At 66.4% G+C, this 23117-nt stretch carries 24 protein-coding genes; 12 read left to right on the top strand and 12 right to left on the bottom strand.

The annotated features are described in order from the left end of the window. Positions 1-30: 30 nt before the first annotated feature. Positions 31-747 (top strand): RNA polymerase sigma factor FliA, encoded by a 717-nt coding sequence (locus MFF62_RS08205; RefSeq protein ID WP_238261979.1) that lies wholly within the window; start codon positions 31-33, stop codon positions 745-747. Then, positions 747-1205, top strand: a complete 459-nt coding sequence (locus tag MFF62_RS08200; RefSeq protein ID WP_404990695.1) for a flagellar protein FlhE — start codon at positions 747-749, stop codon at positions 1203-1205. Before MFF62_RS08205 ends, MFF62_RS08200 begins: the two co-directional genes overlap by 1 nt. Before the next feature lie 106 nt (positions 1206-1311). Here MFF62_RS08200 and MFF62_RS08195 read toward each other — a convergent pair whose 3' ends face one another. The 5 genes from MFF62_RS08195 to MFF62_RS08175 all read right to left on the bottom strand — a co-directional run bounded on the left by MFF62_RS08195 (position 1312) and on the right by MFF62_RS08175 (position 6079). Beyond that, positions 1312-1806 (bottom strand): MarR family winged helix-turn-helix transcriptional regulator, encoded by a 495-nt coding sequence (locus tag MFF62_RS08195; RefSeq protein ID WP_238261976.1) that lies wholly within the window; start codon positions 1804-1806, stop codon positions 1312-1314. Positions 1807-1808: 2 nt separating this feature from the next. After that, entirely contained in the window at positions 1809-2294 is a 486-nt protein-coding gene (locus MFF62_RS08190; protein ID WP_238261974.1) for a DUF3237 domain-containing protein, read from the bottom strand. After that, positions 2291-3442, bottom strand: coding sequence for an ABC transporter substrate-binding protein (locus tag MFF62_RS08185; RefSeq protein ID WP_404990694.1), 1152 nt, complete (start codon positions 3440-3442; stop codon positions 2291-2293). The genes MFF62_RS08190 and MFF62_RS08185 overlap by 4 nt, the downstream gene beginning before the upstream one ends. 50 nt (positions 3443-3492) lie before the next feature. Then, a complete protein-coding gene (locus tag MFF62_RS08180; protein ID WP_238261972.1) occupies positions 3493-4764 on the bottom strand; it encodes a flavin-dependent oxidoreductase in 1272 nt (423 codons plus the stop codon). 97 nt (positions 4765-4861) lie between these two features. Beyond that, entirely contained in the window at positions 4862-6079 is a 1218-nt protein-coding gene (locus MFF62_RS08175) for an NAD(P)/FAD-dependent oxidoreductase (protein WP_238261970.1), read from the bottom strand. Positions 6080-6307: 228 nt separating this feature from the next. Between MFF62_RS08175 and MFF62_RS08170 the strand changes: the two genes are divergently transcribed. The 3 genes from MFF62_RS08170 to MFF62_RS08160 are packed head-to-tail and all read left to right on the top strand — an operon-like array spanning position 6308 to position 8741. Next, positions 6308-7345, top strand: a complete 1038-nt coding sequence (locus tag MFF62_RS08170; RefSeq protein WP_238261968.1) for an ABC transporter substrate-binding protein — start codon at positions 6308-6310, stop codon at positions 7343-7345. Positions 7346-7356: 11 nt separating this feature from the next. Continuing rightward, the gene (locus tag MFF62_RS08165) at positions 7357-8319 is read left to right on the top strand and encodes an isopenicillin N synthase family dioxygenase (RefSeq protein ID WP_238261966.1); all 963 of its coding nucleotides are present in this window, start codon (positions 7357-7359) and stop codon (positions 8317-8319) included. Continuing rightward, complete coding sequence (locus tag MFF62_RS08160; RefSeq protein WP_238261964.1) at positions 8316-8741, top strand: VOC family protein; 426 nt, start codon at positions 8316-8318, stop codon at positions 8739-8741. The genes MFF62_RS08165 and MFF62_RS08160 overlap by 4 nt, the downstream gene beginning before the upstream one ends. A gap of 133 nt (positions 8742-8874) precedes the next feature. Here the strand turns inward: MFF62_RS08160 and MFF62_RS08155 are convergent, their stop codons facing one another. The 3 genes from MFF62_RS08155 to MFF62_RS08145 are packed head-to-tail and all read right to left on the bottom strand — an operon-like array spanning position 8875 to position 12178. After that, a complete protein-coding gene (locus MFF62_RS08155; RefSeq protein ID WP_238261962.1) occupies positions 8875-9966 on the bottom strand; it encodes a porin in 1092 nt (363 codons plus the stop codon). Between the two features lie 43 nt (positions 9967-10009). Continuing rightward, positions 10010-11035, bottom strand: coding sequence for an amidohydrolase family protein (locus MFF62_RS08150; RefSeq protein ID WP_238261960.1), 1026 nt, complete (start codon positions 11033-11035; stop codon positions 10010-10012). 9 nt (positions 11036-11044) lie between these two features. Then, a complete protein-coding gene (locus tag MFF62_RS08145) occupies positions 11045-12178 on the bottom strand; it encodes a 4-oxalomesaconate tautomerase (RefSeq protein WP_238261958.1) in 1134 nt (377 codons plus the stop codon). A gap of 147 nt (positions 12179-12325) precedes the next feature. Between MFF62_RS08145 and MFF62_RS08140 the strand changes: the two genes are divergently transcribed. The 4 genes from MFF62_RS08140 (at position 12326) to MFF62_RS30770 (ending at position 16863) form a co-directional block, all read left to right on the top strand. Continuing rightward, positions 12326-13546 (top strand): LysR family transcriptional regulator, encoded by a 1221-nt coding sequence (locus tag MFF62_RS08140; protein WP_238262175.1) that lies wholly within the window; start codon positions 12326-12328, stop codon positions 13544-13546. A gap of 168 nt (positions 13547-13714) precedes the next feature. Beyond that, positions 13715-15043: an MFS transporter gene (locus tag MFF62_RS08135; RefSeq protein ID WP_238261957.1), complete on the top strand. Its 1329-nt coding sequence runs from the start codon at positions 13715-13717 to the stop codon at positions 15041-15043. 21 nt (positions 15044-15064) lie between these two features. After that, positions 15065-16363, top strand: a complete 1299-nt coding sequence (locus MFF62_RS08130) for a gallate dioxygenase (protein ID WP_238261954.1) — start codon at positions 15065-15067, stop codon at positions 16361-16363. A gap of 77 nt (positions 16364-16440) precedes the next feature. Then, positions 16441-16863: a rubredoxin gene (locus MFF62_RS30770; protein ID WP_283205324.1), complete on the top strand. Its 423-nt coding sequence runs from the start codon at positions 16441-16443 to the stop codon at positions 16861-16863. A gap of 22 nt (positions 16864-16885) precedes the next feature. Here MFF62_RS30770 and MFF62_RS08120 read toward each other — a convergent pair whose 3' ends face one another. The 3 genes from MFF62_RS08120 to MFF62_RS08110 form a co-directional block, all read right to left on the bottom strand. After that, the gene (locus MFF62_RS08120; protein WP_238261952.1) at positions 16886-17815 is read right to left on the bottom strand and encodes an SMP-30/gluconolactonase/LRE family protein; all 930 of its coding nucleotides are present in this window, start codon (positions 17813-17815) and stop codon (positions 16886-16888) included. Between the two features lie 5 nt (positions 17816-17820). Continuing rightward, positions 17821-18798, bottom strand: a complete 978-nt coding sequence (locus MFF62_RS08115) for a Bug family tripartite tricarboxylate transporter substrate binding protein (RefSeq protein ID WP_238261950.1) — start codon at positions 18796-18798, stop codon at positions 17821-17823. Between the two features lie 101 nt (positions 18799-18899). After that, on the bottom strand, positions 18900-19208 hold the full coding sequence (locus MFF62_RS08110) for a DUF1272 domain-containing protein (RefSeq protein WP_238261949.1): 309 nt from the start codon (positions 19206-19208) through the stop codon (positions 18900-18902). Between the two features lie 72 nt (positions 19209-19280). On the opposite strand from MFF62_RS08110, the gene MFF62_RS08105 reads away from it, so the two are divergent. The 3 genes from MFF62_RS08105 (at position 19281) to pstS (ending at position 22123) form a co-directional block, all read left to right on the top strand. Beyond that, the gene (locus MFF62_RS08105) at positions 19281-20339 is read left to right on the top strand and encodes a sensor domain-containing diguanylate cyclase (RefSeq protein WP_238261947.1); all 1059 of its coding nucleotides are present in this window, start codon (positions 19281-19283) and stop codon (positions 20337-20339) included. Then, a complete protein-coding gene (locus MFF62_RS08100; RefSeq protein ID WP_238261945.1) occupies positions 20336-20911 on the top strand; it encodes a GNAT family N-acetyltransferase in 576 nt (191 codons plus the stop codon). The genes MFF62_RS08105 and MFF62_RS08100 overlap by 4 nt, the downstream gene beginning before the upstream one ends. A 168-nt stretch (positions 20912-21079) precedes the next feature. After that, complete coding sequence (pstS, locus tag MFF62_RS08095; protein WP_283205323.1) at positions 21080-22123, top strand: phosphate ABC transporter substrate-binding protein PstS; 1044 nt, start codon at positions 21080-21082, stop codon at positions 22121-22123. Between the two features lie 8 nt (positions 22124-22131). Here pstS and MFF62_RS08090 read toward each other — a convergent pair whose 3' ends face one another. Further along, positions 22132-23067: a LysR family transcriptional regulator gene (locus MFF62_RS08090; protein WP_238261943.1), complete on the bottom strand. Its 936-nt coding sequence runs from the start codon at positions 23065-23067 to the stop codon at positions 22132-22134. Between the last annotated feature and the right edge of the window lie 50 nt (positions 23068-23117).

Raw genomic sequence — 23117 nt, 5'->3', positions numbered from 1 at the left:
AAACAGATAGCTTTTAACGAGAATTCCACCATGTATACGATTCAGGGAAAGCTCGAGCAGGCGGACGTGGTCAAGTCACACGCGCCATTGGTGCGGCGTATCGCGCTGCAACTGGCCGCCAAGCTGCCCGCCAGCGTACAGATCGACGACCTGATACAGGCCGGCATGATCGGCCTGCTCGACGCCGCAAAGCGCTATGAGGACAACCATGGCGCACGGTTCGAGACCTATGCCAGCCAGCGCATTCGTGGCGCGATGCTGGACGAGGTGCGGGCCAACGACTGGCAGTCGCGCAGCCTGCGCCAGTTCACGCGCAAGATCGAACGCACGCAGCGCCAGCTCGAACAGAAGCTGGGCCGCACGCCGATCGATTCCGAGGTAGCCAAGGAACTCGAGATGGCGCTCGAGGAATACCAGGAGTTGCTCAACGAGGTCTACGGCTGCCAGCTGCTGCACTACGAGGACTTCGAGCGTTCGGGCGAGGAAGACTTCCTGGACCGCCACCTCGGCGTGACCGACGACGCCAACCCGCTGACGGTGCTGATGGAGTCCGGCATGCGCGAGGCACTGATCTGCGCCATCGACAAGCTGCCCGAGCGCGAAAAGCTCGTGCTGTCGCTGTGCTACGACCAGGAGCTGAACCTGCGTGAAATTGGCGCGGTGCTGGAAGTGACCGAGTCGCGCGTGTGCCAGATCCGCAGCCAGGCCATTGGGCGCCTGCGCACCCAACTGCGCGGGATGCTGTGATGCGGCACGCCCTGATCCTGGCCGTGCTGTGCGCGATGGGGTCGGCGGCGGCCCACGCGCAAACCTACGCGCCTGTCTTTACCAAGGCCACCTACGAGATCTCCGGTTCGCGCTTTGCGTGGACGGCCTCGTCGGCCGGGCCGCAGATTTCCAACCGGGGCCAGCGCACGCTGTCGCCACCCGTGGTGCCCTTGGCCACGATGCCGCAGGCCATGGGCCGGATCACGTCGGTGCGTTGGCGCTACAGCTTCACGCGCCCGCCACCCATCGACCTGCAAGCCTACCTGTGCAACGCCGATCGCTGCGTGCTGCTGCCCGGCGCCGAGGGCAAGACAGACGCGTTTGTCGGTGATGATGCTACGAAGGGGTTTGTGTTCGCTTACCGCATTCCGGGGCAGGGTGGGCTAGCGCCTATGGTGCAGGGTCGCAGTAATGAGGTGACGGTCAGCTACCGCTGAAGCTTTTTTTGCTCCCCGCTGTTTTTTCTCCCCTCTCCCGCAGAGCGGGAGAGGGGAGAAAACCAGTAGAGGGAGAGAGGAGCAAAACAGGTAGCCGACCTCGGCGCTACCGCGCCAACCGATCCAGTAACCCCTTCAACACCCGCTGTTCCTCCGTCGAAAGTCCCGTCGCAATCCGCGCATCATGCGCGCACACGGCCGCCGTCGCTTCCTTCAGCGTCTTCACCCCAACGGCCGTCAACGCCAGCCCAAACGCGCGCCGATCCGTTGGCGATGGCACGCGGCGCACCAGCCCCATTTCCTCCAGCGCATCCACCAGCAGCACCGCGCCCGACCGTGCAATGCCCAGGATCTGCGCCAGGTCGGTCAGCTTCAGGTCCGGATTGCGGTCGATGATCTGCAGCGCCGAGAAGCGTGGCGGCGTGATGTTCCACGCGGCCAGCGATGCCACGAAGTCTTCGTAGACGCGGATCTGCGCACGGCGGATGGCGTATCCGATCAGCGAGTCGAGCACGCCATAGTCGATGTTCGGCAGGTGCGGCTCGAAGTGGCTGCCGTTGGGATCGGGCGCGAGCGTGTCGCGCGGCTTGCGGGTTGCCATGTTCAGCGCACCAGGAAGTAGCGCAGTTCCACGCGATCCGGATAGCGCGCGCCCGATGCCACGAACAGGTGCTGCATCAGCCAGCGGTAACGCGGTGCGGCGGTCTCGAAGCGCGGCGCAGTGCGGAAATAGATCTCGGACGGATCGACGGTCTCTCCACGGTTGAGCCGTGCGATCACCGGGGCACTGCCGCTGCGCACGCCGGCGTTGACGATGTAGATCCGTGCGCCGTCGTCGGTTTCCAGCACGTAGCGCGCCTCGATATCGGCCGTGGTCACATCGTCGCCGTCGCTGTGGCGAATGAGCTGGAAGTCGGCGCCGCCGGGCAGGATATGGCCGTTCAGGCGCGGCCCGCGCACCGTGCCCGACAGGATCGGAATCACACGCCGCTGCCCCAGCGGCGTGGCACCGACCTCGGTAGGCGGCGCCACCTGCAGGCTGAAATCGCCGATATGTTCGAGCGTGGGCGTCGCAATGCCTTGCGTCATTTCAAAAGCTTCCAGTTGCCGTTGTCGATGGTCAGCAGCACGCGCCCGCGCTGGTCGAAGCCGAAATGGTCCTCGGCCGTGTAGTTGAGCACGCCGTGCGATACCACGATATCGCGCTCGCTCTCCAGCGCATCCTTGAGCGCCTTGCGGAATTCCGGCGTACCGGGCTTGGCCTTCTTCAGCGCCACCGGCACGATGCGCTGCAGCACCAGGCCGGCATCATACGGGTGAGCGCCGAACTGCGTGCGGGTCTCCGCGCCGTATTGTTTCTCGTAGCGCGTCACGTAGTCCAGCCCCGGCTTCTTGACCGCGCTGTTGGCCGGCAGTTGCTCGGCCACGATTACCGGGCCGGCCGGCAGGATGGCGCCGTTGACGGCCTTGCCGCCGATGCGGATCAGGTCGCGCGTGGCCGCGCCGTGCGTCTGGTAGATCGGCCCGGTGTAGCCGCGCTCGCGCAGCGTGGTGTGCGGCAACGCGGCGCCCGTGCCGGCGCCCGCGATCAGCACCGCATCGGCGCGCGCGGCCATCAGCTTCAGCGCCTGGGCGGTGACGCTAGTGTCGGAGCGTGCATAGCGCTCGGCGGCGATCACGCGGATGCCGTTGGCCTGTGCCGCCGCAGTGAATTCCTTGAGCCAGGTTTCGCCGTACGCGTCGGCAAAGCCGATGAATGCCACGGTCTTGACGCCCTTCGCCTTGGCGGCGCCGGCCACGGCATCGGCCATGAGCCGCACGGGCTGCGCCAGCCGGTACGTCCACGCGCCCCGGCCCGGCTTCAGTTCGATGGGCGAGAACGCCAGTTGCACGGTCTGGCTTTCATCGGCCACCTCGGCAATGGCAATCGACGGCGCCACGGCCGACGAGCCCAGGATGATGTCGACCTTGTCCTCGGAAGCAAAACGCCGTGCGATCTTGGTCGCTTGCGTCGGGTCCGATGCATCGTCCACCACGATGTAGTGGATCTTCTCGCCCGCGATGGTCTCGGGCAGGAACGGCATGGTGTTCTTCTGCGGAATGCCGAGCGATGCCGACGGCCCGGTCGACGCGATGCTGACGCCGACGGTCACATCGGCCAGCGCTGCGCCACTGGCCAGTGCCAGCGTAGCCAGGGCGATACTGGCAAGCGACATGCGAAAGCGGGATGGGGGCATGGTTGTCTCCGTTCTTATGGTGTGATGGTTCGATGGTGTGATCGGGTGACTCAGGACTTGCCGGCCTGCAACTGCTGCTGCCCGAAACCGGCCAGCGTCTTGTAGCGCTGCGAGATGGCTTCGAGTTCGGCGCGCGGGATCACGTCGTCGATGCATGCAAAGCCTTGCGGCGCGCGCACCTCGGCCAGTTGCATGACCTGCTCGGGGCCGTTCATGCGATTGCGCAGCACGATGCCGGCCGTGCGCGGCAGGCGTTCGGCCTCGTACTCGCGCAGTGCGTAGTCGAGGTCGCCGGTGCCGCTCAGGGCGTCGCGCAGGCAGTCCATCAGGTACCGCGCATCGACGATGGCTTGCGCGCTGCCATTCGAGCCGATCGGATACATCGGGTGGGCCGCATCGCCCAGCAGCGTGACGCGGCCGAACGTCCAGCGCGGCAGCGGGTCCTTGTCCACCATCGGGAATTCGTAGATGGCCTCCGCGCCGTCGATCAGCGCGGGAATGTCGATCCATGACCAGCGCCAGTCGGCGAAAGCCGCGCGAAACACCGACTTGTCGACCTGGCGGTTCCAGTCGCTGCGCGGCGGCGTATCGGGATAGTCGTCGGGCACGCGCAGCTCGGCGATCCAGTTGATGCGCGAGCGCCCTTGCTCGCGCAGCGGCTCGGAGATCGGATAGGCCACGAACTTCTGGTCCTGGTGGCCCGCCATGAACATCGACCGGCCATCGAGGTACGGCGCGACGTCGGTGGTGGCACGCCACAGCAGGCGGCGCGAGAAGCGTGGGGCGTCGCCGGTAGGATAGAAGTGCCGCCGCACCGCCGAGTGGATGCCGTCTGCGCCCACCAGCACATCGGCCTGGGCTTCGACGACGGCGTTGTCGGCACGGCGTCGCAACGTGAAGCGTGCGGGTGCGTCGGCACCTCCGGTATCGACGATCGACTCCAGCGCATGGCCTGTGTGCACGCGATCCACGCCCAGCCTTGCGCGCACGGTGTCGTACAGCAGCATCTGGAATTCGCCACGGTGCACGGAAAACTGCGGCCAGTCGTAACCGGCGGCGCGGCCACGTGGCTCATGCCAGATCTGCTGGCCGAACTTGTTGAAGTAAGACAGCGACGACGTCTCGATGGCAATGCGCGCCAGGTCGTCCTGCAGGCCCAACGCCGAGAGTTCGCGCACCGCGTGGGGCAGCAGGTTGATGCCGACGCCAAGCGGGCGCAGCGGCTCGCTCGCCTCCCAGACCTCTACGTCGAGCCCCTGTTGGTGACAGAGCAGCGCGAGCGTGAGCCCGCCAATGCCGCCGCCGGCGATCGCGATTTTCATAGCATTCCTTGCCGGCACCGCCGCCGGATTTGTTGCACTGTATAACTAATTTTTCGCGGCGGAATCTAGCGATTTCCCTGAGAGCTTCCCCGAGCGCTCAGGCGGCAAGCAGGTCGTCGGCGATACGTTCGGCGGTGTTGATGGAGTCGGTTAGCCCCAAGTGGCCGTGGCCGATGGCCAGCCACAGCCCGCGATGGCCGTCGGCGGCGCCCACCAGCGGCACGGAGTCGGGCATGCACGGCCGATGGCCCATCCAGGTGGTGAAGGGCTTGCCGTCGAGGTCCGCAAACGTCTCTCGGGCAATGCGCTCCAGGATGGCCGAGCGGCGCGGATCGGGCGGCCGTTTCAGGCCGGCGATCTCGACAGTGCCGCCCACGCGCAGCCCGCCTTCCATTGGCGTGATAAAGACCTTGCGGTCGGCCAGCACCACGGTGCGCGACACGACGTTGGCAACGCCGGTGAACTGCACGTGGTAGCCGCGCTGGCTTTCGAGTGGCACGGGCACGCCAAGCGGATCGAGCAGGTTGCGCGACCACGCGCCGGCGGCCATCACGATGTGATCGGCAGCGTGCTGGCCCTGCGCGCCGCGCAGGGTCCATGCGTTGCCATCGCGCTGCAGGCCATGGATGTCATCGCGCACAAACCGGCCGCCACGCGCGACGAAGGCATCGGCAATGGCCCGTGTGTAGCGCGCGGGATTCACTATCGTGCCGTGGTCGGCCAGGAACGCCGCCGCCTGGTAGCGCGGTGCGACGCCTGGCTCCAGCGCGTCGATACCGGCGCGGTCGAGCCGTTCGAAGCGGATACCGAAGCGTTCGCGCAGCCGCCATACCGCGTCGTCGGCGGCCAGCGCGGCGGCGTCGGGGTAGAGGTGCAGGTGTCCGCGCCGCATGAACAGCTCGGGAACACCCACTTCGCGTGTCAGCGCTTCATGCTTGTCGATGGCGCCGGCGTGCAGTGCGGCCAGCGCTGCTGCCGCACGATCCACGCGCTCGGGCGTGGCGGACAGCACGAAGCGCGTCAGCCACGGTGCGGCGGCGGGCAGGTAGTTCAGCGGCAGGCGCAACGGGCTGTCGGGGTCCAGCAGCATTTTTGGCACGGACGCCAGCACACCCGGCATGGCCAGCGGCGCTATCGAACACTCGCTGATCGCGCCGGAATTGCCAAAGCTGCAGCCACTGGCGGCGCCCTCGCGGTCGAACAGGGTGACATCGGCACCGCGCTTCTGCAGCGTCAGCGCGATGCAACTGCCGACGATGCCGGCGCCGATGACGGCCACACGCGGGGCCGACGTGGAGTGGGATGAGGTGGTCATGGCGGCACACGTTAATCCGGATCGGCGTGCGCGGCAAGAGGTTGCGCCGTCCTGGCGCATGGTGGCGGCGGCCGTGCCGCAAACCGGTGCGTGCACCGCGCCGAATCCGTGAAAACAGGTGGCATGGAATCTGCAGGACCAACGTTCGGAGAGTAGAAGCGTTCAGCGGCACCTGCCGCCCGGAAATTGCTCGCCATCGTGCCCCTACATCTGTTTCCGGAGCTCTCCATGCGCCGCCGTTCCTTCTTGCGCGCCACTGGCGCCACCGCCTTTTCGTCCCTGCTTGCCGCGCCGGCCTTCGTTCGTGCCACCGGCTCGCTGCAGAAATTCAAGTTCAATCTCGGCTGGAAGGTCGAAGCCTCCGGTGCGGGTTTTCTGCTGGCGCTGCAGCGCGGCTACTACAAGGATGCTGGGCTCGACGTCGTGATCGACACCGGCAACGGCTCCGCGTCAGCCATCAGCCTGGTGGCTGGCGGCGCATACGATTGCGCATCGGCGGACCTGGCCGCGATGATCGAATTCAATGCTGCCAATCCGGCGTCGTCGCTCAAGGCGGTGGCCATCCAGTACGACCTGAACCCCAATGCGGTGATCGTGCGCAAGGGCGGCGGCATCGTGAAGCCGGGCAACCTGGCCGGCAAGTCGATCCTGGGCCAGCCGTTCAACGCATCGCGCAAGCTGTTTCCGGTGTTCGCCAAGGCGCAGGGCTTCGATCCGTCGACGGTCAAATGGGAAAGCGTGACGCCCGACATTGGCGACACGCGCTTCGTAAAGGGCGATTTCGACGCGGCGGCCTACTTCTACTTCACCGGCCTGCTCAACCTGAAGGCGCGGGGTATGGGGCCTGAGAAGCTCACCGTGTTCCGCTTTTCCGACTACGGCATGAAGTCGTACGGCAACGGGCTGGTGGCTAACCGCAAGAGCATGGCGGAACAGCCCGAAGCGATGAAGGCATTCGTCAAGGCATCGACGCGCGGCTGGATCGAGGCCATGGCCGATCCGAAGGCCGGTGCCACAGCGGTCAAGACGCGTGAGCCGCTGGCCGACCAGGGCCTGGAGTTCGAGCGGCTGAAGCTGATCGTCGACGGTGCGATGCGCACGCCCGACACGCGGCGCGATGGATGGGGCGCGGCCACGCAGGCGCGCCTGCAGGCCACGGTGGACGAGACGGTGGGTGCCTTCGGCATCAAGTCGGGGATGACCGTGGCCGACATCTGGACCGACCAGTTCCTGCCTTCGGCGGCCGATCGCAAGCTCAAGGCTTGACGGGAGCGCACATGTCCATTCCGGTTATCAATCTGGTCGATGCCCTCGTGCCAGGCGCGCCTCGCAGCGCCGAGGTCGCCAGCGTATTTCGCGCGGCGGCGATGTCGTCAGGCTTCTTCTACGTGCGTAATCACGGTGTGGCGGCGGAGATGGTGGCGCGGCAGTTCGCGCTGACGCAGGCACTGCTCGACCTGCCTTCCGCCACGCGACATGCGCTGGCCATGGGCAATTCGCCCACGATGCGCGGCTTCGAGAATCTTGGCGATCAACGTCTCGATGCCGACGCGCGTCCGGACCTGAAGGAGAGCTTCTACTGCGGCATGGCCTATCCCAATGACCATCCCTATGTGCGGGCGGGATACCAGACCTACGGCCACAATCAGTGGCCCGCCGAACTGCCGCAGGCATCGGCGCAATGCCAGGCGTATATCGACGCCATGCTGGTGCTGTCGCGGCGCCTGATGCAACTGATGGCGTTGTCGCTCGATCTACCCGAGCACTACTTCGACCACACGAGCGAAAGCCCGATGGTGACGCTGCGCATGATCCGCTATCCCGCGCATCCGGCTGATGCCGACGACCGGACCTTCGGCGCGGGTGCGCATACGGACTGGGGCGCGGTAACGATCCTGGCGCAGGACGCGCATGGCGGACTCGAAGTGCAGATGCCCGATGGTGAATGGGTAGCGGCCACGCCGATGCCGGGCTGCTTCGTCGTCAACCTCGGCGACATGGTGCCGCGCTGGACCAATGGCCGCTACCACTCGAATCCGCATCGCGTGCGCAATGTTCACTCCGGTGGCGCACCGCGCTACTCGATCCCGTTCTTCTATGAGCCCGACTACCTGGCGCGCATCGAGCCCGTGCCCGGCACGGTGGCCGATGGCGAGGTGCCGCGCTTCGCGCCGTGCACGGCCGGCGAACACCTGACGGAGATGTACCGCAAGACCTATGTGCAGGGGGCTTCCGCATGAAGCTGTGGTTCAATCTGCTCTGCCGCGATATCGAGGCGCAGTTCGCGTTCTATCGACAATTGCTGGACCTGCCGGAAGCCGAGCACAGCCGATCGCCAATCTATCGTGCGTTGGAGACGTCGGCATTCCAGTTTGGATTCAATGCGGCGCGGGCGTATGAGTTGCTGGGGTTCGTGGATCGCCAGCCTGTGGGTGAGGGGGCGGTGCCCGTGGTGGCGTATGCCACGTTCATGGTGGATGTACCTGATTCGGTCGATGCGGCTGCGTTGCAGGCGACCACGCTTGGCGGTGCTGCCGTCAAGGGGCCGTTTGCGACTTACTACGGGCAGTGGCAGGTTGTGCTGCAGGACCCGGAGGGGAATGTGTTTCGGGTGGCGTGCCTGGGTTTGCCGGAGGGGGTACAGCGGCCTGATTTGTCGTAGGAGCCTGCATTTTGCTCCCCTCTCCCACAGCGTGGGAGAGGGGTTGGGGGAGAGGGGAGCAAGAAAAAAACCCACACACCGTCAGCACTGACGGTGCGTGGGAAGCTGAAGCACCCTGTGAGTCGCGACAGGGTCAGAAGATGTGCTTGACCCCAACCATCGCGCCCAACTGGCTAGCCCCAGCCACCGGACTCGCACCCGTCGACGCGCTATCAACCGAAAGCGCCAGCTTGCCGCTGTTATCGATATACCCCACCGTGGTGTACACCGACGTGCGTTTCGAGAACGCATAGCTCGCGCGCACCGCACCCAGCCATGCACGGTCCGAGCTATGGCGATAGTCGAGGTAGAACGCCTCGCCGGACAGCGTGACCTGCGGGGTGATGTCGTAGGCGACGCCCGCGTAGTACATGTTGCTGCGCGGCGTGGTCAGCGCGCCGTTGCGGCGGGCCAGCCAGCCGGCGCCGATCTTGGCGTGGCCTACCAGCATGTAGCCGCCTAGTGTGGCGCGGTCGTCCTTGAGCTGGCTTGACGTCAGGCCGCCGAAGGCGCCCGGGCCACCGCGCAGCGAATCGTAGGCGCCCAGCACACCCCACCAGTTGGTCTCGTAGCCGAGCATGGCCGACCATTCGCGGCAGGCGGATTTGTCGGCGGGATTCTCGCCCGCGCAGTTGGTGCCCGATGGGCTCGGGCCGGCGTTGACCGAGTCGCGGCCGAAGCTGTACGTCGCGCCGACGGTGAAGCCGCCGAACTTGCCCTTGTAGCCGATGGCGTTGTCGGCGCGGGCATTGGGCAGGTAGTTGTCGAGCGAGCTGGAGCCGTAGGCGTTGGGGCCGAGGATGTCGGAATCGAGCATCGCCCAGAACATCATCGTGTACTGGCGGCCCAGGCTCACCTGGCCCCAGTTGCCGCTCAGGCCCACCCAGGCCTGCCGGCCGAACAGGCGGCCGCCCTGGTTGGTGACGCCGCTGTCGGGCGCGAAGCCCGATTCCAGCACGAAGTTGGCCTTCAGACCGCCGCCCAGGTCCTCGGTGCCGCGCAGGCCCCAGCGCGAGGGCACGGTGCCGCTGAGATTGGCCATCTTCACGACCGAGTTGTTGGCGGTGCCAACGTGGTTCAGGTACTCGATGCCCGTGTCGATGACGCCGTAGAGCGTCACGGACTGGGCCTGCGCGATGGCGGGCAGGCCAAGCGCTATCGATAACGCCAGGTGGCGCAGTTTCATCGTTTTCTCCTCCGTTGATGTTTTTCTTGGGTCACTGCCAGTGCTACTTGCCGCGTGCGCGCAGCCGCGCGTCGAGGCGCGGGTACACGCGTCGCGCGTTGCCTTCGAAGATCTGGTGCCGGTCGGCATCGCTCAGTGCCGCGTGTTCGATGTAGCGGCGCGTGTCGTCGTAGTAGTGGCCAGTCTCGGGATCGATGCCGCGCACGGCGCCGATCATTTCCGAGGCAAACAGCACGTTGCGCACCGGGATCACGCGCGTGAGCAGGTCGATGCCGGGCTGGTGATAGACGCAGGTATCGAAGAACACGTTGTTCAGCAGGTGTTCCTGCAGCGGCGGCAACTTCAGTTCCTGAGCCAGCCCGCGGAAACGGCCCCAGTGATAGGGCACGGCGCCACCGCCGTGCGGAATCACGAACTTCAGCGTCGGAAAGCGGCGGAACAGGTCGCTGGTCAGCACCTGCATGAACGCGGTGGTGTCCGCGTTGAGGTAGTGCGCGCCGGTGGTGTGGAAGCAGGCATTGCAGCTTGTGCTGACGTGAATCATGGCCGGCACGTCAAGCTCGACCATCTTCTCGTAGATCGGGAACCAGTACGGGTCAGACAGCGGCGGTGACGTCCAGTGGCCGCCGGACGGATCGGGATTCAGGTTCACGCCGACAAAGCCATAGTCGCGCACGCAGCGCTCCAGTTCGTCGACGCAGGTGCGGATGTCCACGCCGGGCGACTGCGGCAGCATGGCGGCGCCGACGAAGTGGTCGGGATACAGCTCGCTCACGCGATGGCAGAGCGTGTTGCAGATGGCGGCCCAGGTGGCGCTGGTTTCGAAGTTGCCGATGTGGTGCGCCATGAACGAGGCGCGCGGCGAGAAGATCGTCAGGTCGGCACCGCGCTCGCGCATCAGGCGTAGCTGGTTGCCCTCCACGGCGTCGCGCAGTTCGTCGTCGCTAATGTGCAGGTCGCTGGCGGACGGCGTCAGCGCGGGGTCTTCCAGGCTGGCGATCTGGCGTTGGCGCCAAGCTTCCAGGGATTTCGGGGCGGTGGTGAAGTGCCCGTGGCAATCGATGATCATGAACATTGCTCAGAGGGGCCAAGCGCTGGCCGGAACCAGTACCTCGCCGCGCATGATGGGACGCGCCGTACGGATCAGCGCGCTGCGAAGAATGGAGCCGGGGTGGGCCGGATCGGTTTCGAGTTCGACGGAGAAAGCGCCGGTCGGATGTTCGACGCTGATCGCGTGCACCGGCCCGGCATCGACGACGGCCACACCCGTCGCGACGGTGCCAGGCAGCACGCATGCCGTGCCGACCGTGATGGCCGCCAGCACGCCGATGGCGTCGTGGCACACGCGCGGGATGAAGCATCGCGTGGCGACGCTGCCGCCCGCCGCTGGCGCAGCGATCAGGCACATCTTCGGGTAGCTCTTCTGCGCCACGTTGCCAAGGCCCATGAGTTCGCCTGCCACCAGCCGCAGCGCTTCGATGCGCTGCTTCAGCGCCGTGTCGGCGTTGAGGTCGGCCACGCTTTCTCGCGCGGTGCGGTCAAGGTCGGCCGCGCGCATCAGCACCATCGGCATGCCGTTGTCGATCAGCGTGGCGGCGATGGTCAGCGGCTTGCCGCTCATGGGGTCGACGATGGTCAGTGCGTCGGTGGCGTTGCCGGTTGGCAGCATCGCGTGGCACACCGACCCGGCGGTGTCCAGGAAGTCGATCACGATTGGCGCGGCGGTGCCGGGCACGCCGTCGATGCGCGCATCGCCCCTGAAGCGGGGCACGCCGTTCGGCGTCTGCATCGTGATGTCGCACAGCATGCCGGTGTTGCGCGTCAGCACGCGGGCGCGGGTGACATCGCCCTGCGGCGTCACCAGCCCGCGTGCGATGGCAAACGGCAGCACGGCGGCCAGCATGTTGCCGCAGTTCGGCGTGGTGTCCACGGTGTCGGCGTTGGGCTGCAGTTGCGCGAACGTGAAGTCGAGATCGGCCTGGCCCGGCGTGCCGCGCGCCACGATGCCAGCCTTGCTGGTCAGCGGATGCGCGCCGCCGAGTCCGTCGATCTGGCGCGGATCGGGGCTGCCCATGGCGGCCAGCAGCACGCGGTCGCGCGTGGGCGTGTCGGCCGGCAGATCGCTCGCCAGGAAAAACGGCCCGCGCGACGTGCCGCCCCGCATGAGGGTGCAGGGGATGGCGCGCAGGTCGGAATCAAGGCTTGGCGTCATGGCGATGGGCGGGCAGGGTTGGGGTACGTCAGGTGCCCGCAGTATCCGCGTCTGGTACAAGTCCTTGGTTGCGATGTCGCGGGACAATTGTTCTAATCTGCTTATCGCCCGTAGGCGGCGAGGCCCTTGCCAGACGACAATCGCGACATGGAGACAGTCAGCCTGCATCACCTGCACGTATTCGCCGGCGTGGCCGCGGCCGGCGGCGTGCGCCGCTCGTCCGAATCGCTGCACCGCGCCTCGTCGGCCATCGCCCGGTCCGTGGCGGCATTGGAGCAGACGCTCGGCGTGGCGCTGTTCGAACGCAAGGGACGCGGCATGCTGCTGACGCGCGCCGGCGAGATTGTGCTGGAGCGGGCGCGCCATATCGAGGCGGCATTGCGCGAGGTGCGCGAGGACGCCGTGCGGCTGCGCACGCGGCCCGGCGTGGCCGTGGCCAGCCTGGAGGCGCTGCACAACGAGCGGCGGCTTGAGGTGGCGGTGATGCTGGCCGAAGTGCACCACATGCCCAGCGTGGCGGCGTCGGTGGGCGTATCGCAATCGGCCGTGAGCCAGGCCATCGCCCGACTCGAAGACGCGCTGGGCCATCCCGTGTTCACGCGCACCGCGCGCGGCATGGTGCCCACTGATCCGGGCAGCCGCTGGGTGGTGCTGTTCGAACGGGCGCTGGCCGATCTGCGCCATATCCGCGCCGATATTGCTGCGCTGCAAGGCGTGCTGGAAGGCGCCGTCACCATCGGGGCGCTGCCACTGGGCCGCACGCTGCTGCTGCCAATGGCTATTGCCGATGTCCACCATCGCCATCCCCGGCTGCGGTTCCGGACGCTGGAAAGCCCGTACGAGGAACTGACGGCCGGCCTGCTGAGCGGGCGCATCGACTTCATCCTGGGCGCATTGCGGCCGCATCCGTCGCAAGGGCTGGCCACCGAGGTGCTGTTTGCCGACCGCATCGCGCTGATCGCGCGGGCGTCGCATCCGCTGGCCGGCCGCAAGCGCCTGGCGCTGGCCGACCTGGAACCCTATCCGTGGGTGTTGTCGCGCGCCGCCTCGCCCTCGCGCCAGGCGCTCGATGGCGTGTTTGCGTCACGCGACCTGCCGTTGCCCCAGCCGTTGGTGGAAACCGGCGACCTGGCGCTGGTGCGCGGCATGCTGCTGCAGGGCGATCTTGTCACCGCGCTGTCGGCCCACCAGCTCAGGCACGAGATCGATGCGGGCTGGCTGGTCGAGCTGAACCTGCCGCTGCCGGACACCACGCGCAGCATCGGCATCACCACCCGCGCCGGCGCACGGCTGTCGCCCGGGGCCGATGCGCTGATTGCCGCGCTGCGCCAGGCCAGCGCGTCCATGGAAGCCTCGTCCGATAAGTAAAAGGCAACGCGGGCCGCGCCACAAAGCAATACTGCAAACGCTACCCAAACGTAGACTGCCGTTGCCGTGTACAGGGGGTGCACGGCTGGGCCGCGCCTGCGGCGATTAGCTTATTGATAACTAGATCCCGCTGCGGACTGCACGGCGGAACTGCCAGGAGACGGCACCATGACCACCCAACGGCTCGATATCCGAGCCCATATCAACGACCGAAAGATGTCCGGCTACCAGTGGCTGCTGCTGGTGCTGTGTTTCATGATCGTGGCCACCGATGGCATCGACGTTGCCATCATGGGCTTTCTGGCCCCGGGCATCACCAAGGAGTGGGGCATCTCCAAGGCCGCGTTTGGCGTGGTGATGAGCGCCGCACCGATCGGCCTGGCGATTGGCGCGCTGTTGGTAGGCCCGATGTCCGACCGCTTTGGCCGCAAGAAGCTGCTGATCGGATCGGTCTTCCTGTTCGGCGTGTTCAATCTGCTGTGCGCGTTTGCCGAGAACACCACGCAGCTTTCGCTGCTGCGCTTCCTGACCGGCCTGGGCCTGGGCGCCGCGATGCCGAGCACCACCACGCTGCTCTCCGAATACGTGCCGGAGCGCTCGCGCAGCATGCTGCTGGCCACGATGTTCACGGGCTTCAACCTGGGCTCCGCGCTGGTGGGCTTTGGTGCCGCTGCCATCCTGCCCGATCATGGCTGGCGTGCCGTGCTGATCGTCGGCGGCCTGATTCCGCTGATCTGCCTGCCGCTGTACCTCTGGCTGATTCCTGAGTCGGCACGCTTCCTGGTGGCGCGCAATGCATCGCCCGACCGTATCGCACGCACGCTGCGCCGCGTGATCGGCAGCGACATTGCCCCTGGCACGACGTTCACGATCAGCGAGCCGCCCGTGCCGGGCAAGCAGCCGGTACGCACGCTGTTGTCGCCGGGCTACCGTGGCATGACGCTGGCGCTGTGGGTTACGTATTTCATGGGCCTGCTGGTGATCTACCTGCTGAGCGGATGGCTGCCGACGCTGATCAAGGATGCCGGCCTGCCGATCGAACGCGCTGCCAACCTGACCGCGCTGTTCCAGTTGGGCGGCACCGTGGGCGCACTGGTGGTGGGATACTGCATGGACCGCATGGCGCCAAATCGCGTGATTGGCGCGGCGTATGTGGGCGGCGCGGTGTTCATCCTGCTGCTGGCCTCGGGCAGCGTGATGTCGTCGACGTTTGCGGCCTATGTGCTGCTGGCGGGCTTCTGCATGAGCGGTGCGCAGACCGGCCTGAACGCGTTCGCGCCGCAGTGCTACCCGACGCTGGTGCGTGCCACCGGCGTGAGCTGGATGCTCGGCATCGGCCGCTTCGGTAGTATCACGGGATCGATGGCGGGCGGTGTGCTGCTGTCGATGGGCTGGAGTTTCAGCGCGGTGATCGCCATCCTGGCCATTCCCGCCACCGTGGCAGCCATTTCCATCGTATCGACGCGCCGGGCCCAGCCCGCCGCGGTCACCGCCTGACGCAACTGACGCACCTGAATTATGGCCACCATCATCGGCGCAATCGCCTCATCCCATACGCCCACCATCGGCTTTGCGCTGGACGCCGGCAAGCAGCAGGACCCCGCATGGGCTCCGATTTTCGCGGCGTATGCGCCGGTGAGCCAGTGGCTGCAGGACAAGAAGCCCGACGTGCTGCTGGTGATCTACAACGATCACGTCACGTCGTTCTTCTTCGATCACTACTCGGCGTTCGCACTCGGCATCGGCGAGAAGTACCAAGCGGCCGATGAAGGCGGCGGCCCGCGCAACCTGCCGCCGGCCTACGGCGATACGGCGCTCGCCCGGCATGTGGGCGCATCGCTGGTGGCCGACGAGTTCGACATGTCGTTCTTCCAGGACAAGGCGCTCGATCACGGCTGCTTTTCGCCGATGTCGGTGATGCTGCCGCACGAGGGCGAATGGCCGGTCAAGATCCTGCCGCTGCAAGTGGGCGTGCTGCAGTTTCCGGCGCCTTCCGCACGGCGCTGCTACAAGCTGGGCCAGGCCATCCGGCGCGCCGTGGAAAGCTACCCCGAGGACATCAAGGTGGCCATCGTTGCCACGGGCGGGCTGTCGCACCAGGTGCATGGCGAGCGCGCGGGCTTCAACAACACGGCCTGGGACCACGAGTTCCTGGACTTGTTCGAGCGTGACCCGCAGCAGTTGCTGGACATCACGCATGCGGAATTCGCGCGGCGCGGCGGCTTCGAGAGCGCCGAGGTGGTGATGTGGATGGTGATGCGCGGCGCGATGGGCGACGTGCGCTGCCTGCATCGCGACTACTACCTGCCATCGATGACCGGCATCGCCGTGGCCGTCTACGAGAACGTGGCGCAGGAGGACGAAGCCGTGGTGGCCGCACGGGCCGCGCAGCAGCGCGAGCTGATCGGCCATCAGCTCAAGGGCATCGACGAACTGGAAGGCACGTACCCGTTCACGCTGGAGCGCAGCGTGCGCGCATACCGGATCAACAGCTACCTGCATCAGCTGGTGGACCCGGCGTTCCGCGAACGCTTCCGTGCCGACCCGGTGACGACATACGATGAGGCCGGGCTGACCGACGAAGAGCGCGACCTGATCACGCGGCGTGACTGGCGCGGCATGATCCACTACGGTGTGATCTTCTTCCTGCTGGAAAAGCTCGGCGCGGTCAGCGGGGTGTCGAACCTGCACATCTATGCGGCCATGCGCGGACAGTCGCTGGAGGACTTCCAGAAGACGCGTAATGCACCTGGCGCGCTGTATTCCGTGGCCGGCAGTGCTGGCAGCGGCGCGCAGTGGTCGGGCGGCAAGCCGTAACGCACCGCGCAAACCTTGAAGTCATGCGAACAGGCCCCATCTGGGGCCTGTTTGTTTTCTTATACCCAAGCCCCCGCATGTACACGAAAGGCACTTCCGTCGAGATCCAGTTTCCCCCGCAACGCCTGAACGACGCCGCTGGCGATCCGTATTGGGTGGACCTGTCGATCGACGAGGCGCAGGCGTTGCTCGAACGCCTGCAGTCGCATCTGGCGCGCGCCACCGAAGGCACGGCCGCACCGCTGGTGTTCAGCCTCGATGGCCCGCCCGCCGCCGAGGCCAAGGCCGCGAGTGCAGCGGATGCCGCACCGGCAGCACCGGCCGTCGAGCAGGAATTCAAGCAGTGGGTCTGCATCATCTGCGGCTGGGTCTACGACGAAGCCGCCGGCCTGCCCGAAGACGGCATCGCGCCCGGCACGCGCTGGGAAGACATTCCTGACGACTGGCGCTGCCCCGAGTGCGACGTGGGCAAGGAAGACTTCGCAATGGTGGAGTTCTGAGGCCAGCCAGCCCGAGCCCGCGTTAAGCCGCCGCGCCGTCTCCAAACAACGGCGCGCCAACGCCGGGCAGTTCGGCTTCCAGCACCGTACCGCTGGCCGATTCGGTCATCACCAGCTTGTTGGTGCCGGGCCGGAAGGCGACGTTGGTGACCGTGCCGCCCATCGGGCTACGCACGAAGTGCGTGCACCAGCCGTGCGCGTCGATGACGAAGGCGCCGCCCAGGCTGGCGTGCGCCACCACAAGACGGCCGTCGACGTCCATCGCCAGGCCGTCGGGGCCGCTGTTGCCGAAGAACGTCTGGAACGCGCCGGCCTTCGATACCGATCCATCGGGCAGCAACGGCATGCGCCACACGGCGTTGCCGCGCGTGGCCGCCACGAACAGAAAGCGGCCGGACGGATCGATGACGATGCCGTTCGGGCTCGGCACGTTGGACAGCAACAGGTCGAGCTGGCCCGATGCGCGCAGCCGGTAGACGCGGCCGGACGGATCGTGCAGGCCGGTCTGGCCCTGGTCCGTGAAGTACAGGTTGCCCTGAGCATCGAACGTCAGGTCGTTGACGCCCTTGAAGCTCTCGGAATTGCGATGGCCGAGCACGACCTCGATGTCGCCGCTGTCAGGCTGCATGCGCAGGATGCCGCCGCGATAGTCGGCAATCCACAGGCTGCCGTCGCGATGCAGCGCGATGCCGTTGGGCCAGCCGCCTGTCTCGCCAACCGCTTCCCAATTCAAGTCCGCATCGACGCGAAACAGCCGCCCGTGCGGGATATCGGTCAGGTAGAGATTGCCGTGCGCGTCGAAGGTGGGACCTTCCAGGAAGCTGTCGGCAATCTGCCCGGGTTTGTTCGCGTCAGCCCAGGCGCTGCGCTGGGGTAGCCGCAGCGCGTCGGGCATGCGGGTCAGTACGCGTGCCTCGATGATCTGCGGTGCCGTGAAATTGACGTTCCACATGGCTGTCAGTCTGCCTTGATGTTGGCGGCCTTGATCACGCCGGCCCAGCGTTTGGTCTCGTCGTCGACCAGCTTGGCGGCCTGCGCGGGCGTGCTGCCTTCGGGGTCCAGGCCTTGCGCCTGCAGTTGCTGCTTCACCTGCGGCGTGTTCACGGCCGCGACGATGTCCTTGTTCAGGCGGTCGATCACCGGTTGCGGCGTGTTGGCCGGGGCGGAGAAAGCGACCCAGTACTTCATCACCATCTTGGGCATGCCCACCTCGGGCGCGGCGGGCACGTCCGGCAGCACCGGCGAGCGCACGTCATTGGCCAGCATCAGCGCACGCAGCTTGCCGCTCTTGATGTACTGCAGCGCGGTGGGCAACGACGTGACCAGCGCCTGGATCTGGCCGCCCATCACGTCCTGCAACGCCGCGCCGGCGCCGCGATACGGCACGTGAACCAGGCTGACGCCGGCCACGCTGTTGAACAGTGCCCCACCAAGGTGGGTATTGGTGCCATTGCCGCCCGAGCCGTAGTAGTACTTGCCCGGATTGGCCTTGGCCAGCGCGACGAACTCCTGCACGGTCTTGGCCGGCACGTTCGGATTCACCACCAGTACGTGCGGCACCGACGCCACCACGGCAATATGCTTGAAGGCGGTCTTGGGATCGAACGGCAGCAGCTTGGGCTGCAGCGTGGCCGCGATCGCGTACGACATCTCCATCGTCAGCAGCGTGTAGCCGTCGGGGTTGGCCCGCGCGGCGGTGCTCCAGCCGATCACGCCGCCCCCGCCAGTGCGGTTGTCCACCACCGTGGCGGTGCCATTGGCGCTCATGCCCGTGGTGACCAGGCGGGTGATCAGGTCGGCGGACCCGCCCACGGCGTACGGCACGATCACGGTGATCGGCTTGGATGGGAACGTATCGGCGGCCAGGGCGGTGGGGGCCACCATCGCGCTGGCAGCGGCCAGCGTGATGGCACCCAGGAAGGTGCGGCGTGTCATGGAGTCTCCTGCGTCTTTATGAATTCCGAAGTTCTATAGGACAGAACATCGTTCCATTTATGCTGCGCCAAAGCGCCAGGAGTGTCAAGCCGGGGCCGGTACTAACGGTCTTGCGGCGGCACGGCGCGGATGGGTGCCGCAAACGCTGCATGGGCGGCGGCGTCCACCGCACGGTGCTTGACGGTGGTGGACGCCGGGTACTTGCCCACCGTGTTGCCGTTCTTCCAGTCGCGCGACGGGCGGATGGGGCGGGCCACAAAGCCGCCGCCGCAGTTCGGACAGACATTGCCGAGCACGTCGTCGACGCAGTCCGCGCAGAACGTGCATTCGAAACTGCAGATCCGGGCCCGCGTGGAGGCGGGCGGCAGGGCGATGTTGCAGTGTTCACACGTCGGGCGCAGTTCCAGCATGGTTGTCTCCATTCGTCATTGGGTTCATGCCATCATAGCCATCTCCCAGACCGGGCAACTATCCCTCACGCCATGACCAATCAGGACGACCGCCACGATCCCGCCAACAGCCCGCTCAAGGCCGCGTTCCTGCGGCACGAGGAATCGCTGGCGCCGCCGGGACACGCGCCGGGCGAGGACGATCACGCGGTCTACCGCACGCTGCTGGAATCGACCAAGGCCATTCCGTGGAAGATCGACTGGGCGACCATGGAGTTTGCCTATATTGGCCCGCAGATCGAGAAGTTGCTGGGGTGGCCGCCGTCGACGTGGAAGACCGTGAACGACTGGGCCGAGCGCATGCATCCCGACGATCGCGAGCAGGTGGTGAACTTCTGCGTGGCGCAGTCGCAGGCCGGTACCGACCACGAGGCGGACTACCGCGCCCTGACGCGCGATGGCGGCTACGTCTGGCTGCGCGATGTGGTGCACGTGGCGCGCAACGCCAAGGGCGAGGTGGAATCGCTGATCGGCTTCATGTTCGATATCAGTGAACGCAAGCGCACCGAGGAGATGCTGGCGCAGCTGCAGCACGAACTGGAGCGCTTGTCGTACACCGATGGCCTGACCGGCGTGGGCAACCGCCGCCGCTTCGACGCCGTGCTGCAGACCCAGTGGGACGCGGCCGCCGTGGCCGGTACGCCGCTGTCGCTGATCATCATGGACATTGATTTCTTCAAGTCCTTCAACGACTACTACGGCCACGTGCAGGGCGACGCGTGCCTGAAGCAGATTGCGGCGGTACTGGGTGAAGCGCTGGATGGCGATCACTTCCTGGGCCGCTTCGGCGGCGAGGAGTTCGCGATGGTGCTGGGCAATACCGACGCCGACACGGCCGTGAAGATTGCCGAACGCTGCCGCGAGCTGATCGCGGCAGCGGCCATTCCTCATCTGCGCTCGCCGTACGACCAGCGCGTGACGGCGAGCTTTGGCGTGGGCACGATGGTGCCGAGCGACCGCGCCGATGCCACGGCCTTCCTGAACCTGATCGACGCGCAGCTCTACCACGCTAAGGACAACGGCCGTAACCGCATCGCGGCCGTGGATCGCGCGGGCATGCAGGGCGACGCGTTCAAGGTGCATTCGCGATGAGCGACAAGCAGCCCGCGCCCACGGCGCGGCTGCTGCTGCGCGCCTGGTGCGAGGCGGACCGCGTGCCGTTTCGCGCCATGAACGCCGATGCGCGGGTGATGGCCTGCTTTCCTTCCACGCTGACTGACGCCCAAAGCGATGCCTTGTTCGACCGCATCATGGCGCATCACGCGCAGCATGGGTTTGGGCTGTGGGCGCTGGCGCTGCGGGACACTGCCGCAACCGTTGACAGCTTCATCGGCTTCACCGGGCTAAGCATCCCGGCATGGCATCCGCCATTCGGACCGTGTGTGGAGGTGGGCTGGCGGCTGGCCCATGACCATTGGGGACACGGCCTTGCCACCGAGTCCGCCCGCGCTTCGCTGGCCTACGGTTTCGATGTTCTGCAACTCGACGAGATCGTCTCGTTCACGGCGGCGTGCAATCAGCGGTCTGAACGCGTGATGCAGCGGCTCGGCATGCGGCACGACCCCGCCGACGATTTCAATCATCCGGCACTTCCACCGGGAGACCGGCTCGCCCGGCACGTGCTGTACCGGATCTCGCGCGATGCGTGGGCCACGCTGGCGTGACTCGTCGCGCCATACATGAAGCTTTTTTGACAGTTTCGCGCGCTTGCATCACACCGGTAGCGCGCCCGCCCGCAAGCGGCGGAAAGTCCTTTCGCTTCGCACACCATCTGCTAGTGTGAGTCCTTGAGCGTCGCGCGTGTCGCACGCTAAAAATAAGGAAGAACGATCATGGACTCGTCGCCTCTGCCCAGGGCTTTCCAGTGCGCGGTGCGCGCGTTCATGACGATGATGCTGGTCTGTGGTGCATGGCCGGGCATTGCCAGCGCCGGCGATGTCACTGGTGCCGGGTCCACGTTCGTCTATCCGCTGATGTCCAAATGGGCCGCCACGTACTACGCAAAGACGGGGCAGCAGGTCAACTATCAGCCCGTGGGATCGGGCAATGGCATTCGGCAGATCAAGGCGGCCAACGTGACGTTCGGCGCCACCGACATGCCGCTCAAGCCCGAAGAATTGCAGCGCGCGGGACTGGCGCAGTTTCCGATCGTGGTGGGCGGCGTGGTGCCGGTGTTGAATCTGCCGGGCGTGCAGCCTGGCCAGTTGCGCTTGACCGGCCCGTTGCTCGCGGCGATCTTCCAGGGCCGTATTAGCAAGTGGAATGACCCGGCCATCGTCGCGATCAATCCCGGCGTACCGTTGCCGGACATGAACATCACGGTGGTCCATCGCAGCGACAGCTCGGGCACCACGTTCAACTGGACCGATTTCCTCTCGAAGGTCAGCCCGGAATGGCAGGGTGTGGTGGGTGCGGGCACCACCGTGAAATGGCCGATGGGTGTGGGCGCCAGCGGCAACGACGGGGTGGCGGTCTACATCCGCAACGTGAAAGGCGCGCTCGGCTATGTGGAGCTGACGTATGCGCTGCAACGCAAGCTGCCCTATGCATCGGTGCGCAACCGCGACGGGCAATACGTGCAGCCGTCGCGCGAGTCGTTCAGCGCGGCCGCTGCGGCCGCGGAATGGGATCCGCAGCAGGACTTCTACCAGGTGCTGACCAACCCGCCGGGACAGACGGTGTGGCCCATCACGGGCACGGTGTTCGTGCTGATGCCACGCGGCCCCGGTACGCCGGCCGCCACGCGCGATGCGCTGGCGTTCTTCCAGTGGGCGCTGATGGAAGGGCAGGCCGACGTGTCGGCCGAGAACTACGTGGCCCTGCCGGAGCCGGTGGTACAGCAGATACGCGCGTACTGGCTGTCGACTTTCAGATAGGTGGCGCCTCAGACGGCGCCGGCCGGCCAGATCCATTCGGGCTGCTGCGCGATCAGCCGGTCCGCTATCGCGCGCACTTCGGCCATGGCCTGCGTGGCGATGCCCGACGCGGCGGACGCCTTGCGGCTGACGATGCCCACCGAGCGCACGGGGCCGTCCACGATCTCCGCCACATACATGCCCTTGAGCGACAGCAGCGGCATGATGCCCAGGTAAGGCAGCACCGCAATCCCCAGGCCCTGCTTGACGAAGCCGGCAATCGTGCCGATCTGGTCGAGCTGCAGCTTGGGGCGGAATACCACGCCACGCTGCAGGAATGCCGCGCTCATGTACTTCATGGCCGTGCTGGCATCGGTCATGCTGATCAGCGGCAGGTCGTTCAGGTCTTCCATCCGGGCGCGTGCATCCAGCCGGTGCCGCCAGGCGGCCGGCGCCAGCAGCACGAAGCGATCGCGCAGGATTTCCTCGTAATGCAATTCGGGGTTCGAAGGCGACGCCGACGCCAGCGCAAAATCCACCTGATAGTTGACCACGCGGCGCACCGCAGCCTGGTCCGCGCAGTCATGCACGGTGATCTGCGGCTGCGCGTAGCGCCGTTCCAGCGCGGCGCAGACGCCGGGCAGCAACACATTGGCCAGCGACGGCAACGCGGCCACCGATAGCCGGTGCGCTTCCTGCTCGGCGCGGCTTTGCATCCGTTGCAGGCCGGTATCGAATTCGCCCACTACACGGCGTGCCATCGGCACGAGCTGTTCGCCAGCGGGCGTCAGCCGCACGCTGCGCGTGGAGCGCTCGAACAGCGCCACGCCGAGTTCGTCCTCCAGATCCTTCACCGTCTTGCTCAGCGATGGCTGCGTGACAAAGAACTGCTCGGCCGTGCGGCTGAAGTTCAGCGATTGGGCCAGCGCAAGGAAGATGCGCAACTGGCGCGGTGTGACATTCATTCCGGCAACCTATCAATTTATCGAAAATCGGAATTTCCGCAATAAATGTA

The sequence above is a fragment of the Cupriavidus pauculus genome, assembly GCF_022179805.1.
In the GTDB taxonomy this organism is placed as follows: domain Bacteria; phylum Pseudomonadota; class Gammaproteobacteria; order Burkholderiales; family Burkholderiaceae; genus Cupriavidus; species Cupriavidus pauculus_E.
This window is presented reverse-complemented; position numbering and strand designations above follow the sequence as displayed.